17 protein-coding genes are annotated in these 13,112 nt (G+C 44.5%); 2 read left to right on the top strand and 15 right to left on the bottom strand.

What is annotated here, in order from left to right:
• Positions 1 to 2: 2 nt before the first annotated feature.
• Together QRX25_RS06940 and QRX25_RS06935 are read right to left on the bottom strand one after the other, a co-directional pair.
• The gene (locus QRX25_RS06940; RefSeq protein WP_065521389.1) at positions 3 to 1,022 is read right to left on the bottom strand and encodes a molybdopterin-synthase adenylyltransferase MoeB; all 1,020 of its coding nucleotides are present in this window, start codon (positions 1,020 to 1,022) and stop codon (positions 3 to 5) included.
• A gap of 52 nt (positions 1,023 to 1,074) precedes the next feature.
• Positions 1,075 to 1,677, bottom strand: a complete 603-nt coding sequence (locus tag QRX25_RS06935) for a molybdenum cofactor guanylyltransferase (RefSeq protein ID WP_065981352.1) — start codon at positions 1,675 to 1,677, stop codon at positions 1,075 to 1,077.
• A 146-nt stretch (positions 1,678 to 1,823) separates the two neighbouring features.
• Between QRX25_RS06935 and QRX25_RS06930 the strand changes: the two genes are divergently transcribed.
• Positions 1,824 to 2,816, top strand: a complete 993-nt coding sequence (locus QRX25_RS06930; RefSeq protein WP_065981351.1) for a coiled-coil domain-containing protein — start codon at positions 1,824 to 1,826, stop codon at positions 2,814 to 2,816.
• A gap of 21 nt (positions 2,817 to 2,837) precedes the next feature.
• Here the strand turns inward: QRX25_RS06930 and rok are convergent, their stop codons facing one another.
• Both rok and QRX25_RS06920 read right to left on the bottom strand, forming a co-directional pair.
• Positions 2,838 to 3,434: a transcriptional regulator Rok gene (gene rok / locus QRX25_RS06925; protein WP_013352088.1), complete on the bottom strand. Its 597-nt coding sequence runs from the start codon at positions 3,432 to 3,434 to the stop codon at positions 2,838 to 2,840.
• A gap of 463 nt (positions 3,435 to 3,897) precedes the next feature.
• Positions 3,898 to 4,356 carry a TlpA family protein disulfide reductase gene (locus tag QRX25_RS06920; protein WP_115997189.1) on the bottom strand — a complete coding sequence of 153 codons (459 nt, stop codon included), beginning with the start codon at positions 4,354 to 4,356 and terminating at the stop codon, positions 3,898 to 3,900.
• A 449-nt stretch (positions 4,357 to 4,805) separates the two neighbouring features.
• Between QRX25_RS06920 and QRX25_RS06915 the strand changes: the two genes are divergently transcribed.
• The gene (locus QRX25_RS06915; RefSeq protein ID WP_013352085.1) at positions 4,806 to 5,612 is read left to right on the top strand and encodes a mechanosensitive ion channel family protein; all 807 of its coding nucleotides are present in this window, start codon (positions 4,806 to 4,808) and stop codon (positions 5,610 to 5,612) included.
• Positions 5,613 to 5,645: 33 nt separating this feature from the next.
• On the opposite strand, the gene QRX25_RS06910 is transcribed toward QRX25_RS06915, so the two are convergent.
• The 11 genes from QRX25_RS06910 to QRX25_RS06860 all read right to left on the bottom strand — a co-directional run bounded on the left by QRX25_RS06910 (position 5,646) and on the right by QRX25_RS06860 (position 12,714).
• The gene (locus QRX25_RS06910) at positions 5,646 to 5,891 is read right to left on the bottom strand and encodes a YkuS family protein (protein WP_013352084.1); all 246 of its coding nucleotides are present in this window, start codon (positions 5,889 to 5,891) and stop codon (positions 5,646 to 5,648) included.
• Positions 5,892 to 5,951: 60 nt separating this feature from the next.
• Positions 5,952 to 7,076: an N-acetyldiaminopimelate deacetylase gene (locus tag QRX25_RS06905; RefSeq protein ID WP_065981349.1), complete on the bottom strand. Its 1,125-nt coding sequence runs from the start codon at positions 7,074 to 7,076 to the stop codon at positions 5,952 to 5,954.
• Between the two features lie 70 nt (positions 7,077 to 7,146).
• Positions 7,147 to 7,857: a 2,3,4,5-tetrahydropyridine-2,6-dicarboxylate N-acetyltransferase gene (dapD, locus tag QRX25_RS06900; RefSeq protein WP_212101205.1), complete on the bottom strand. Its 711-nt coding sequence runs from the start codon at positions 7,855 to 7,857 to the stop codon at positions 7,147 to 7,149.
• Between the two features lie 81 nt (positions 7,858 to 7,938).
• A complete protein-coding gene (locus QRX25_RS06895; RefSeq protein WP_065981347.1) occupies positions 7,939 to 8,394 on the bottom strand; it encodes a flavodoxin in 456 nt (151 codons plus the stop codon).
• Between the two features lie 26 nt (positions 8,395 to 8,420).
• The gene (locus QRX25_RS06890; protein ID WP_065981346.1) at positions 8,421 to 9,314 is read right to left on the bottom strand and encodes a WD40/YVTN/BNR-like repeat-containing protein; all 894 of its coding nucleotides are present in this window, start codon (positions 9,312 to 9,314) and stop codon (positions 8,421 to 8,423) included.
• Positions 9,304 to 9,777 (bottom strand): flavodoxin, encoded by a 474-nt coding sequence (locus QRX25_RS06885; protein ID WP_065981345.1) that lies wholly within the window; start codon positions 9,775 to 9,777, stop codon positions 9,304 to 9,306. The genes QRX25_RS06890 and QRX25_RS06885 overlap by 11 nt, the downstream gene beginning before the upstream one ends.
• Before the next feature lie 114 nt (positions 9,778 to 9,891).
• Complete coding sequence (ccpC, locus tag QRX25_RS06880; protein ID WP_013352078.1) at positions 9,892 to 10,773, bottom strand: transcriptional regulator CcpC; 882 nt, start codon at positions 10,771 to 10,773, stop codon at positions 9,892 to 9,894.
• A 139-nt stretch (positions 10,774 to 10,912) separates the two neighbouring features.
• Positions 10,913 to 11,356, bottom strand: coding sequence for a cyclic-di-AMP-binding protein CbpB (gene cbpB / locus QRX25_RS06875; RefSeq protein WP_003154608.1), 444 nt, complete (start codon positions 11,354 to 11,356; stop codon positions 10,913 to 10,915).
• 143 nt (positions 11,357 to 11,499) lie between these two features.
• Complete coding sequence (gene abbA, locus QRX25_RS06870) at positions 11,500 to 11,691, bottom strand: antirepressor AbbA (RefSeq protein WP_013352076.1); 192 nt, start codon at positions 11,689 to 11,691, stop codon at positions 11,500 to 11,502.
• Positions 11,692 to 11,831: 140 nt separating this feature from the next.
• Positions 11,832 to 12,350 carry a ribonuclease H-like YkuK family protein gene (locus tag QRX25_RS06865; protein ID WP_088612729.1) on the bottom strand — a complete coding sequence of 173 codons (519 nt, stop codon included), beginning with the start codon at positions 12,348 to 12,350 and terminating at the stop codon, positions 11,832 to 11,834.
• 124 nt (positions 12,351 to 12,474) lie between these two features.
• A complete protein-coding gene (locus tag QRX25_RS06860) occupies positions 12,475 to 12,714 on the bottom strand; it encodes a YkuJ family protein (RefSeq protein WP_013352074.1) in 240 nt (79 codons plus the stop codon).
• Positions 12,715 to 13,112 lie beyond the last annotated feature (398 nt).

Genomic DNA, 13,112 nt, shown 5'->3' with positions numbered 1-13,112 from the left:
TTTTACAGTCCGATCACTCTGGCCAGAACTGAATTTGCTTCTTTTATGTCGTTTGTCCCGTGGATCAGTGCCCGTCCGTCTTGAAAAATAACGATTCTGAAGTCCTCGTACGCAATGTGCAGCAGAAATTCATTTGCTTCTACTTTACCGATTTTCTTCAGACGCTTGACAAGCTCTTCTTTATCCAGCCTCTTTAACGCTTCCGATCTGATTTGAACAGTGTCTCTTCCGCACAGCACGCTTGCTTTCGGTCTGTTTTCAGGCTGCAGATACGGGTATACGGGCTCCGCGCCGCAGGAAGGGCAATGATCCCGTTTGGTCTGATCCACATTTATGCTCATATTGGTGTTATTCCACACATCAAACGTGAAAAAGCGCCGATTTACGGCGGCATGATTTCCCGTCAGCAATTTCAGCGCCTCAGCCTGCTGATAAGCAGAGACGATATGAACCGCCGGAGGTATGATGCCAGCTGTATCACATGTCGCTCCGCCCACGGGCATTTGCTCAAACAGGCAGGATAAACACGGCGTAACCCCCGGAATAATCGTCATACACATTCCCTGACTGCTGACACAGGCACCGTAAATCCAAGGTGTTTTCGTTTTCAGCGCCAGATCATTGATGACCATTCTCGTTTCAAAATTATCTGTCGCATCCACGATGCAATCCGCTTGTTCGATCAGCGGTTCGAGCGTTTCCGCTGTACCTTCCGCCGCGTAAGCTTCTATATGTATGTCACTGTTTACCGCCAAAAGACGCGCTTTGGCCGCCACGGCTTTCGGCAGGCGCTGTCTCGCGTCTTCTTCTGTATACAGCTGCTGTCTTTGTAAATTGCTCCATTCCACATAATCCCGGTCAATAATCGCCATACGGCCTGCTCCGGCTCTTGCCAGGCCTTCTGCCGCGGCTGTTCCGAGGGCTCCGGCCCCGACAATCAGGACGCTGCTGTCAGCCAGCGCCTTCTGCCCTTTTTCCCCTATCGGCTTAAATCTTGTCTGCCGCGAATAGCGCTCTTCCATCTGTATTGTCCCCTTGCAATTTTTATTTCCATCATACCATGTTTCTTCACAATCAGTCCTGATTTGAAGACTCGATATGTGCCAAAAGTCTGGTGTAATCATCCCGCGTGTTGATATTAGCGAACTCCTCCGGCCCGGCGCCGATTTCTTCAGCCTGCACATAACAGACAGACAGCTGTTTCAGAGTGTCTGTCATTTTCAGCTTGTTTTGTGTAAGCTGATCCAAAAGCACCGCTTGCACCCGTTTATGATAAACCGCCAAGAGAGGCTGCTCTCTGTTTTCACAAATTGGGATAACAGCGTCAAGATTTCCGGTCAGCTTCATTTCAAGCGCAGCCATCGTCTTTCTTGTCACGAGCGGCGTGTCACAGGATATGACCGTATATGTTTCGCCTTCCGTTTGTTTCATTGCCGTATAAATGCCGGCCAGCGGCCCCATTCCCCGAAACTGGGGTACATCGGCAAAAACATACCTCTCTTTGTTTGCTAAAAACGTTTTTATATGTTCAGGGCGGCTGATAATTACCGTTTCTCCGCTGCCGAAGGCTTTTTTCGCCTGTTCATAAAACATGCCGTCCTTCCACTTTGCAAAAGCTTTTTGTTCTCCGAATCTCCGGGAAGCTCCCCCTGCTAATATTACATTCACCCGTTTCATGTCATCTCTCTCCCATTCTGTATAAAAGCATAGCAAACGCCTCAGCCGAAATACAATAATTACGGTGCTTGTCTGTTTAATTAAGAGGAATAGCCGTCTGCCCTTTCCCATATTGTAGTGTTAACATCATGAGGGAGATGGTTCTTATGAAAATATCAGGTCCGTTTTTCCACGACACTTCTCAAGAGAACCTTTATTTGAAATCTGAACTTTCCAGATGCAGAAAATTAATTTCCGAGTTTGAAGCAAGCTACTTTCATCAAAAAAACAATAAGCTGCAGCAGGAAAACGCCATTATTAAAGAACAGCTCCACAAGCTTTCTGACGAATTGGAAGCCATGGCACAAAAACACAACCAAACGAATGACACAGAACGTTCTTTGCATGAAATCAGGGCCGGACTGCTCGATAAAATCGTCATTCTGCAAGAACTGCTGCAGCAGGAAACGTTTCGGCGGAAAAATGAGATGGAAGAAAAACACCGGCTGCATCTCACAAATGTAAAATTTGAAGAAGAAAATAAAAACTTACATACCCGCATCCGCTCACTTGAGACCGCCATACAAACCGAACAGACTTCTCACGAAGATACAAAACGGCGTTTTCATGCCGCAGCAGAAGAAAATACCCGGTTGCACACACAAATTACAGAAAAAGAATATCAGCTCAAACATATTAAAATAGAAATTAATCATATGAGAGATCGAATACTAGAAACAAAAGAACGGCTTGTAGAAATAGAAAAAACGAAAGAAAAGTTATTTCAAGAAACCATTCTCTCATACAAAAGGCAGCTGGACGAAAGTGATGCTTGGATTGCCGGCCATTTTGCTGATATTGACAGCCGCACGGCGGAACCGACAGAACAGGACCTGGAACTTCCTTCCGCTTCCGCCGGGACTGTTCAGGCAGAAGACTTGCTTAAAGCCGTCACCGAACAAGTTATCACCCTGCAAAAAAAGTTTGCACAATCAGAATCCCGTGATCAGTCGTTTGATGAAAAACTGGACGCGTTAAAAGAACGGGCTGATGAAGAAAAACCTTTCCAAAAATATGTCGTCAAGCTTGAAAAAAAGGCGGTAAAAGATACGTCACTTCCGCAGAACAAGCGGGAAAGCGCAAAAAAACTGCTTGAGTAACACAAGCAGTTTTTTACTGTTTTACTCAGCAGCCGTATCATTTCCCGTTTCTGCTGTTTCCTGAGAAATTTCTCCCTCAAGAATATATTGGCCGCGGTATGGTTTTTTTACTTCAGGATACATTTTAATTAAGCTTTGCATAAAGGTTGTCATATTAGGAATTTCAAGGCCGCTTTCCTTTTCAATTTCCTTTTGCAGTTCTGAACTTTTGATCGCTGCATTGTGGCGTTTCAACGTTTTAATGGCTGCTTCGCGCAGTTTTGCCGCTTTTGAACCCGGTCTTGCCGTCCCTCTTCTTCTTCTAGTAGAACCGTCTGGAATGCCGGCTGGAAGAGTCGTTATAGACTGCATTTGCGGCTGGGTGGATTGAGGCTGTGTCTGCGGCTTTTGGTAGCTTCTCATTTCCTGTGCTGCAAGCTCTGCAAGCACTGGGAGAGAGTCACTTTTTTTCTCCGGGCGAAACTCTTTTTTTGTATCGGACAGGCTGCCCGTATTGTCTAATTCTCTCAGTTTTGCATATATTTTATCACGTTCTATTTGATATTCACGAATGACTTTTACCTCTGCTTCGTTCAATTGTTCTAAACGTAAGCGCAGCGCTTCTCTTTCATTAAACATGTGTAAAACCCCCTGTCAAAAATTTAAACGCTTTTATTAAGATATTAGATTACAAAAGTAATTTTATCAACTATTATTTTATCATTTTACTATTTTATTTACTCTATGAAAAATTGCTTATTTTCTGAAAATGGTACTTTATATACAAAAATCCCTTATCACATAGGGGATTCTGGACGATGTTCCAATTTATTCAATCATTTCAAAATATAACTTAAAATTACTTGTTTAATGAAAATTAGCGTAATATCTACAATTTTCGACTATAATATGTAAAAGATAATGAATGGAGAAAACATGCGGTACAGCGTGTTTTCTTCTGTTTCTCTTTCGTTTTTACCGAAGCTCAACAAATCACATATGACATTTTGGAATTTTTTATCCAATAAGCATAAAAAACCCTGCTGCCCATCGGCAAAGGGCTTTCAGAACCAATACAAAAGACCGGCGGAGATTGTCCCGGTCACTCGGAAGCCTGCTCTGTTTCTGAAAGAATGCGGCTGACGCGTTTTTCAAGTATTGCCATCCCGCTTCCTCCCGCTTGAAAATGGCGGAGCTGTCCGGTTTTATCAAAAACGTAATAAGCCGGCACATACTCATTTTCAAACGCTTCAGTCAGCGAATGATCGCTGTCGATGTAAATCGGCTGAGAGATGCCGTGTTCAGCCGCTGTTTTCTTGATTTTTGCAAGGTCAAGATCATCTTCGGAACGGGGTATGTGAACGGCCGCCACATTCAGATGATCTTTATATTTATCACGAAACTCATTCACCTTCGGCATCGCTTCTTTACACATCTGGCAGCTGGCGGACCAGAAATGAATCAATGCCGGCTTCTCACCGACCAGCTGGTCCTTCGTGACTTCTCCGTTAAACCAGGCTTTAGCACCTGTCAATTCAGGCATTTGCTGACGTAATTTCATCTTATATCCCTCCGTTATCGATCAGAATTTAAAAAGGTCTGTGATTTTGTCTGTTTCCGAACGGATGAAAACGTTTTTTGTCCGGACTTCCCGTTCGCCGGAGAAAGTCCGCCGTTTAGAACACTCAATGTTTTATCAACGTCACTGCCCGATGCTGTTATGGAACATTCGCCAGGGAAACACTGCACCTTCTTCTTCAATTAACACGCCGTACTCCTCATATGTGATTCTCCCTCAAAAGTGTATGATTCAGCTGAATCCCCATGTTAAAATAAGATTGAAGATCCCCGTTCAATTACTATCTTCACAAAAATAATGAGATAGAAACCGGTCAATATGTTAAACCCTGCATGTAAATAACTGGTTTCTAGTAAAAGGTTTATCTTATTGTAAAAACGGGTAAACCACTTTTATCTTTTCTGCAATAGACTTGAAAGGAAGACATCACTATGATTGATTTAAAACACTTTGATTGGGCCGGTCTTATCACATCTGCCGGAATTTTCACCGTAAAGCTGGCTCTCATCATTTTAGCGTATTTTATTTTTCGGACGGCAGGCAAAAAGCTGATCAAGCATCTGTTTCAGAAATTCGAAAAACAGAACAACCTCTCTACGGGCCGCGCTTATACTTTGCGAAGCCTCGCGCTTAATGTGTACGGATACATACTGATTTTCGTTTTTATCGTGATGATATTGGATTTATTTCACTACAATCCGAGCGCTCTCATTGCCGGCGCCGGCGTGGTGGGCCTTGCAGTCGGCTTCGGCGCTCAGGGGCTTGTCAGTGATATCGTCACCGGATTTTTTATCCTTTTGGAAAAACAGATCGATGTCGGTGATTATATTACGGTTGCAGGCTACAGCGGCATTGTCGAGCAGGTGGGTCTCCGTACGACGCAAATCCGGAGCTTTGACGGCACGCTTCACTATCTTCCCAACCGGGGCATCACGAATGTTAGTAACCATTCCCGCGGAACGATGCAGGCGCTTGTCGATATTAAGGTGCCTCTTGAAAAAAACCTTGATGAAACCATTCAGGTTCTGCAAACCGCGTGTGACAAAGCAGCCGCTGAGCTCCCGCAGATTAAGGAAGGGCCGGACGTCATCGGGGTTCAGGATTTAAGCACATCAGAAATGGTCATCAGAATCATTGCGAAAACAGAAAATATGGAGCAATGGCGGGTTGAACGTGTGCTGCGGAGAGAAATGAAAATCGCGCTCGACCGTTTTAAAAACGCCGCTTCCGGCGAATAAAAAAACCGAAGCATAAGCTTCGGTTTTTTCTTTTTAATGAAATTTTTTTTCTACTTCGCTGCAGATTTCGTCAGCGGTCATTCCGGAAGCCGTAATGACGGGAGCCTGAGTTGACGTATCGGCGATGCCTTGGACATTGCTGTCAAGTCCGGTTACGACACAGCAGTCACAATCCTTCGCATCCTCAGGAGTCTTCATCATCACTACGTCATATCCTTTTTGTTTTAACGCCTGTTCTACATCCGATAAAGATTGTTCAATTCCAATTTTTTTCGTCATATTGAACACCTCCGTTATGTAGAGTGCTCAATTTTTGTTAGATTATTCTTCTTTTCGGATTTAATTGGCATACTCCGAAAAATATCCGACCATGACATTGACTGCGGTTTCCATTGCGCCTTCATCCGGAGTCAGCTTTGCATGGTGAAGCCCATGGGAAGAATCGGCGCCGAGCCAGAACATAAAGCCGGGATATTTTTTCAGCATATACCCGAAATCTTCTCCGGTCATCGCTTCTTTCGCCATTTTCACTTCTGCAAGATTATGATCTTTGACAAATTGCATAAATTCTTCGGTCAGGCCGCTTGTATTATAGACTTGATGATAAACGGACGGATACGTGACCTTCCCTTTGCAGCGGAAGCCGATTTCAATTCCTTTGACGAGTTCTTCAATCCGCTTTTTCACCATGCGCATTGATTCCTCAGAAAGCGTCCGGATCGTTCCTTCCAGATGAGCATGCTCTGCGATGATATTTTGCGCCGTGCCTCCGGTAATCGTTCCGATAGTAATCACCGCGCTGTCAAGCGGATCCGTATTTCTGGATATGACCGTTTGCAGCTGGGTGACAAGCGTGCTTGCGGCGACGACCATGTCGTCTGCTGTATGCGGATATGCCGCATGTCCGCCTTTCCCTTCAAGGTCGATGACAAGCTCACTTGTATTGGCAAACAGCAATCCGCTTTTGGTGGAGATTGTGCCCACCGGCAGCTCAGGTGCTATATGGAGGGCAGTGATCAAATCCGGCGTCCATTTTTTCAGCACATCGCTTTCAAGCATCGGTTCCGCTCCGCCGGGTCCTTCTTCAGCCGGCTGGAATAAAAAGAGCAGATCATGCTTGACCGGATGATGGACAAAATGATCAATAATGCCGAGTGCGATGGTCATGTGCATGTCGTGGCCGCATGCGTGCATAAAACCGGGGTGTTCCGATGCAAACGGAAGTCCCGTCTGTTCTTCAATCGACAAGGCGTCTATATCCGCTCTGTAGGCGAGCATTTTTTCCGGAGCCGTGCCGTTGACTTTAACAAAGATGCCGGTTCTCCACGTTTCGATTTCAATTCTTTCTTCCGGGTATTGGTTCAATATATTCAGCAGGTACTGCTGTGTTTTATATTCCTGAAAGCCGATCTCCGGGATGCGGTGCAGATCTCTCCGGATAGAAATGAGCCGCTCTTTTTCCATATGTATTCCTCCTTAAGATAAGAATAAGGCGTGGATTTTATCATCCACGCCCATTCTATCAAACCATTCCTTACAGCTGGCGTAATTCCTGTTTGATTTCTGTTTTGCCTTTTGTTTTTTCATCGATATCTTTGATTTTTTTCGCTGGTGTTCCCGCTACAACGGTATATGGCTCAACGTCATTTACAACGATGGCTCCCGCAGCGACAACCGCGCCTTTACCGATTGTTACGCCTTCAAGAACAACCGCATTTGCGCCGATTACAACGTCGTCTTCCACGACAACAGGCTTAGCGCTCGGCGGCTCGATTACGCCCGCTAATACAGAACCCGCTCCGATGTGGCAGTTTTTGCCGACAGTCGCGCGTCCTCCGAGCACAACGTTCATATCAATCATTGTGCCTTCGCCGATGACTGAACCGATATTAATAGACGCACCCATCATGATAACGGCATTGTCGCCTATTTCGACTTGGTCGCGGATAATAGCGCCGGGCTCGATGCGCGCTTTTACATCTTTCATGTCAAGCATCGGAATCGCAGAGTTGCGGCGGTCATTTTCAATGACGTAATCCTCAATTTTGTCTTTGTTTTCTTCAATTGCGGCTTTAATTTCAGCCCACTCGCCAAAAACGACGCCGGATTGGCCGTTTAGGAATGTTTTAGAGGAATCTCCAAACCTGATTCCCTCAAGATCGCCTTTTACATACACTTTTACAGGCGTTGATTTTGTACTATTTTGAATAAATGAAATAATTTCATTTGCATCCATCATTTTCATATGTATTGTCCTCCTCTGATTTTCTACCTCATTACTGTAACAAAGGAAGGATACAAAGACAAGAAAAAAAGGAACAAGCCTTTATTCTGCCGGCTGGCTGCACAGGTCAGCGAACTGTCTTCCGAATTCCCGAAGCTCCTCTTCCTCGCTGCCTTCAGGATTGTTTTCAATTTTGACTGATGGCAGCGCCACCCGTCCTCCGCGGGCCGTGATCACTTTTTCCAATTCGTCTACCGCTCCGCAAAAAAACTCGTAGGACATATCACCGGAACCGAACAATGCAAATGTTTTCCCCGCAAAATCCAGGTTTTCCATATCTTCAGCAATATCCAGCAATTCATCAGGAAGATCCCCGTCTCCCCAAGTATATGTGCCTAATAAGATATGTTCGTAATCATTGAAAAGCTCGGCATCGATATCCATCGCTTCATATCTGTCTACGGTTGCTTCTGCTTCAATCAGCCCTTTTTCAATCAAATCCGCCATCGCCTCGGTGTTTCCTGACATTGTAGCATAAACAAGCAATACATTCCCCATCTTCGTCTCTCCTTTATGTATAAAAACTAATGTGCGAGCCGGGCCGCCTCATACGGTCTGACAAATTTACATTCGTAAAGTCCCGCGCAAAAAAAGCTTTCTTTCCGGTTGGCCACCCGCCATCCGTGACCGCGGATCGTATCAAACCATTTTAATTCACCAGCGGCGAAATCAGCTTGATAAATACGCGAAAATCCGTGTTCGTCCTGTGACGAAGTGACATAAATAATACCGTCATCCTCGGAAACGTCGAGAAATGATTTTTCCCGTATGGCAGGTCCGGCTGAAATGGCAAACTCCTCTTCCGTCCGCACGTTTCGGACAGAAACCTCGCCCCGCTCTCCCTTGGCCGCACCTTTTGCGGCAATGAGCCAATCCTTCTGATATATGAGCATTGAGGCCGTCATGCGCTGCCTTTCACAGCTTATACGCCGGACGCGGTCTTTCGTCAGATCATACGCCCAAATGCCGCCATGATTCATATGAATCCGGGTGCCGATATAAATCGTCTGACCGTGTAAACAAAGCGAACGGATTACTGGCGGCTCCTTTAAATGTGAAAAGGGCTTGGCCACATGCCAAGTGACACCGAAATCATCAGATAAATAGAGGCAGTGCGTGCCGTGAGCACAGACAAACCCGTCATTCCGACCGGCAACAGCCCATACGGAGGCGCTGGTAGGAAAGCGGGATGCCGTCCAGGTCTTTCCCTGATCGGCCGATCTGAGGACGGCGCCTTTTTCTCCAGCCCCGAATATGTAAGGCCCGATGTAAGTCAGCACATGAATCTTGCTTTTCATCCGGTACAGCCTTTTCCAGCCTTCTTCCCCAGAAAAATGAAAAATGCCTTCGCCTTTTACAGCGACAAAATATCCCGAAAACACTGATGCCATGACAGCCGTCGCGCCTTTATGAAACATGGCACCGGTCTCCGTGGTGTGCGGCCCATGCAAGAAAACCGCGGACAAATTCTTTGCAGCATTCCTGATCTTCAGCCGTCTCAGGCGCCAGCTCGATTTTCAGCGATTCCGGATATAAATTGGCGCCGGCCTTTTCAAACGCATCGCAAAACAGCGTGACCGCTTCGCAAAACTTAGGATAGGCGTGGTCGCCTGAACCGAAACAAGCCGTTTTCAGTCCGTTGAGCTGGCGATGCAGAACATCTTCATAAAAGTCTTCCGCTTCGTAAGGAAGATCACCGTCCCCCCATGTGTACGTGCCGACAAAAACATAATCATATGCTTCGAGAGAATCCGCAACTGCCTCATCCATGTCAAGACAGTCAATTGCAATCTGATGCTCGCTCAGTGTTTCTTTTATAATGCCGGCAATATCCTCCGTATTTCCCGACATGCTTGCGTATATAATTAATGCTTTCTGCACATGATCACCCCGTAATTGATAATGATTTTCATTAACTTATACAATACTTTAAATGATAATGATTTTCATTGTCAATGAAAAATAAAAAAAAGACAGCATGATTACTGTCTCTTTCTAAAAAGGGCGTTCCTGTTTCAGCATATCTTTGACGACCGAAACAAAAGCCTGCACCTGTTTTAATTCAAATGCCGGCTCATAACCGAGCAGCCATGTATCACGGCCGATCGGATGATCCTTAGCATCAAGCAGGGGCATTTTATTTACTTTGTCTTCCTCTTCTAAGGTGACTGACGGCAGAATGGCATAACCGATCCCGTGCAGCGCCATCTGCTTGCACGTTTCAATCTGATCGACGAGGATGGTCTGTTTCGGCGAGGTTTTGAATTTTTGATGCCACCAATGCTGAATTTCCTGAAAATATGTACTGTCACTTTTGAACTGGATAAACGGCCGATCGGTATGGGCAATATCATCAATACAGGAAATTTCTGTATCGACCAAATATAAATGATCGGTCATTAAATAATCTTTTCGGCCTTTCCATTCCGGGTTTCCCCGGATAATGCCGATATGTACCTGATCTTCATACAGACTTTTCAGCATTTCACTGCTCCACCCTGTAATGAGAGAAACTTTTGCATTCGGATATCGCTCCACATATGTTTTTAACACTTTCGGAAGCCAGTGCTGCCCGATAATGGAGGCGACGGCAAGCTTCAATGTGCCGTGAATTTCTCCTTCAAGTTCATCAATATTTTCTCTTATTCTCTCTTGCCGATCCGTGACATCATTTGCAAATTGTATGATTTTTTCTCCTGCCGGCGTTACCGTAAGTCCTTTTTGAGATCTTAGAAAGATCTTTGTTCCCCAGGCTTTTTCAATGGTCTGCAATCGCTGGGACAGAGCCGGCTGTGACACGAATAACCGTTCGGCAGCCTTCCTCATGTTTAATTCCTCAGCTAAAACTACGAGCATATGAAGCTCTTGAAGCTGCATGTCGTCCTCCTTTTCAATGCCTTTTCTTATTTCTTATCTACCATTCTAATAAAATAAAGGCTGCCGAGGCAAGCGCCACTCATATGTATGCGTTTTCTTTTTCTGGCATGCGAAGAACAAATAGGCTTATCGTGCGAGCCTACTTATTCAATGATCTGATATGGCTGCTTAACTGCTTTAACACGACTCTTCTCGTGAAAATGCCTTCAAAGACGCCTTCATCATTTTCAACGCAGACAAAGCCGTTATTAATGACCATACTGAACCCTTTGATAATCGGATCATTGATGTGGAGACGGGGAATGTCTTTCAGCATGACTTCCTCAACCGTAATTTGATCCAGCTTCTCAAACTCAATCCGTTCAAGTCCGAAAATGCTGTTCATAATCATATTTGTCCCGATCAAACCGTGCAGACGGTACGAAGCGTCCAGGACGGGAATGGCGGTATAGCCGGTTTTTGTGAGCACTAAAAGAGCATGCTCAAGGTTGTTTCCGACTTGTACGTGCGCCACTTTATCCGCCTCAATCATAAATTGTCCGACTGTTGCATCAAGAAGCTGATCTGATTGTAAGCTAATCATGTCACTTCGACCCCTTTACATTTTTCATCAAAACATGTATTCCCTATATCGCAATAATATAAACATTATCATTTTTTGTCGAAAAGTTTCCGTCAATAAAAAAGATACTCTTTGCAATCGAGTATCAATTTATAGGCCGCTGATTAATTTTCGTTCCGGAAACGGTCATAAAGCGTGACGAGTTTTTTATAAGTGGTTCCATCAACGCTTTTTGACCCTGCTTCTATATCGTTGATTTCGCTGGTCAAAAGCTCAATGGCATATTCATGATTGATCAGGATATTCAGCAGAAGTTTTTGTTCTTCTTCCGTAAATCGTTCACCGATAAGACTCATACGTAATCAGGCCCCCTATTTTTTACTGAATACCTCTGAAAGCAAAGTGTAATTTACTTTCAGCTCTACCGCTAGAATAAGTAAACAGAAAAAAATCGTCAACCGCATAATTCGACATTTTGCGGATTCTGTATGAAATATTATTTTGTGTAACGATTGGCATAACTGAATGCCGTGCAGGAATCGGGCTTGATTTTCGCTTCAATGCCCATCGAAGTAATGCGGCCGGTCATTTCTTGTATCAAATCTTTTGTAAGCCCTTTTCGGCCGATATCCAGATGCACTTCAAATGTAAGATCCGCCCCTTCATCCGCGAAAGGCAGGAGCAAATCTGTAAGTTCCATAAAGCGCCCGTCGAGAATATGCGCAGCCATCTCCTGGCTGAATGCGGTTTCCAGCGAAATTTTTTCGCGAAGGCTATGTATCGGTCTTGCAAGATCGTGATTTTTCAAACAGCCCCAAGCTCCCTTGCCTGTGCGGTGCAAGTGTATAGCCGTAATAAACTTCGTGAACTCGCGGTAAACTTGTGAATCGGTCCCTACAGACAGCACGTATGCTGAACGGGGGTCTTGATTGACAAAGCGTTTCAGCCGCTCCATCACGTCTTGAAAGGTCATCTGTGCTTCAGAAAGATTATAAAACAGAAAAGAATCAGCCATGTACGGACACTCCTCTTTCCAGAATCTACAACCAAATTCGAACAAGCACGTTCCTTTGCATGATTTAATAAAGCTCCGCTTGCGGAAGACGGGAAGCTTGGTCAGCCTTAAAAATTAAATCCAATTACTGAAGGAGCTCAAAAATTTCAATAGAAATCATGTCAATGTTATCAAACGGATATGTGTTAGGTTTTTCACCTTTTTGGAAAACCGTCAGTTCAAACGTTTGATTCTTTTCGAAATATTTAACACTGCAAATTTTTTCGCCGTTAACTTCAAAATAACGCTGCATCGGCTCGCTTGCCGCTTCCGCCGTTTCTTGCAGGCTTTGCAGCCTTGTGATGATACCCATTAATTGTGACATTCTAAAAAAAGACTCCTTTCAAAAAACAACTTCAAATCAACAAGTATTTATTATAATACAAGTTCTACAGAGCATCATACCATAAAGTAGACCGGGATGGCATTTTCCCGCTGGATTTTCAAAAAAGAAATAAACGGGAAAACCGTGTTTTCGAATAGTTTGAAGCTTTTTTCAGAATGTCATACACCTTTTATAAATGATTTTTCGCTTTTTGAGCCGCCATTGTCAGATGTATGTGAGAAGAAGCTTTTTTATGCGCAGACGACATAAAAAAACTTGGCGGGGGTAGCGCCAAGTTTTTTCGGATCTTGATCTGATAGAGGGGTTGGGGAACAGAGAGTAACTTCTCTCTATAACCAAATGATAATGATTATCAGTATCATTGTCAATCATTTTTT

It is taken from the genome of Bacillus sp. L381 (assembly GCF_030284525.1).
Taxonomy (GTDB): domain Bacteria; phylum Bacillota; class Bacilli; order Bacillales; family Bacillaceae; genus Bacillus; species Bacillus amyloliquefaciens.
This window is presented reverse-complemented; position numbering and strand designations above follow the sequence as displayed.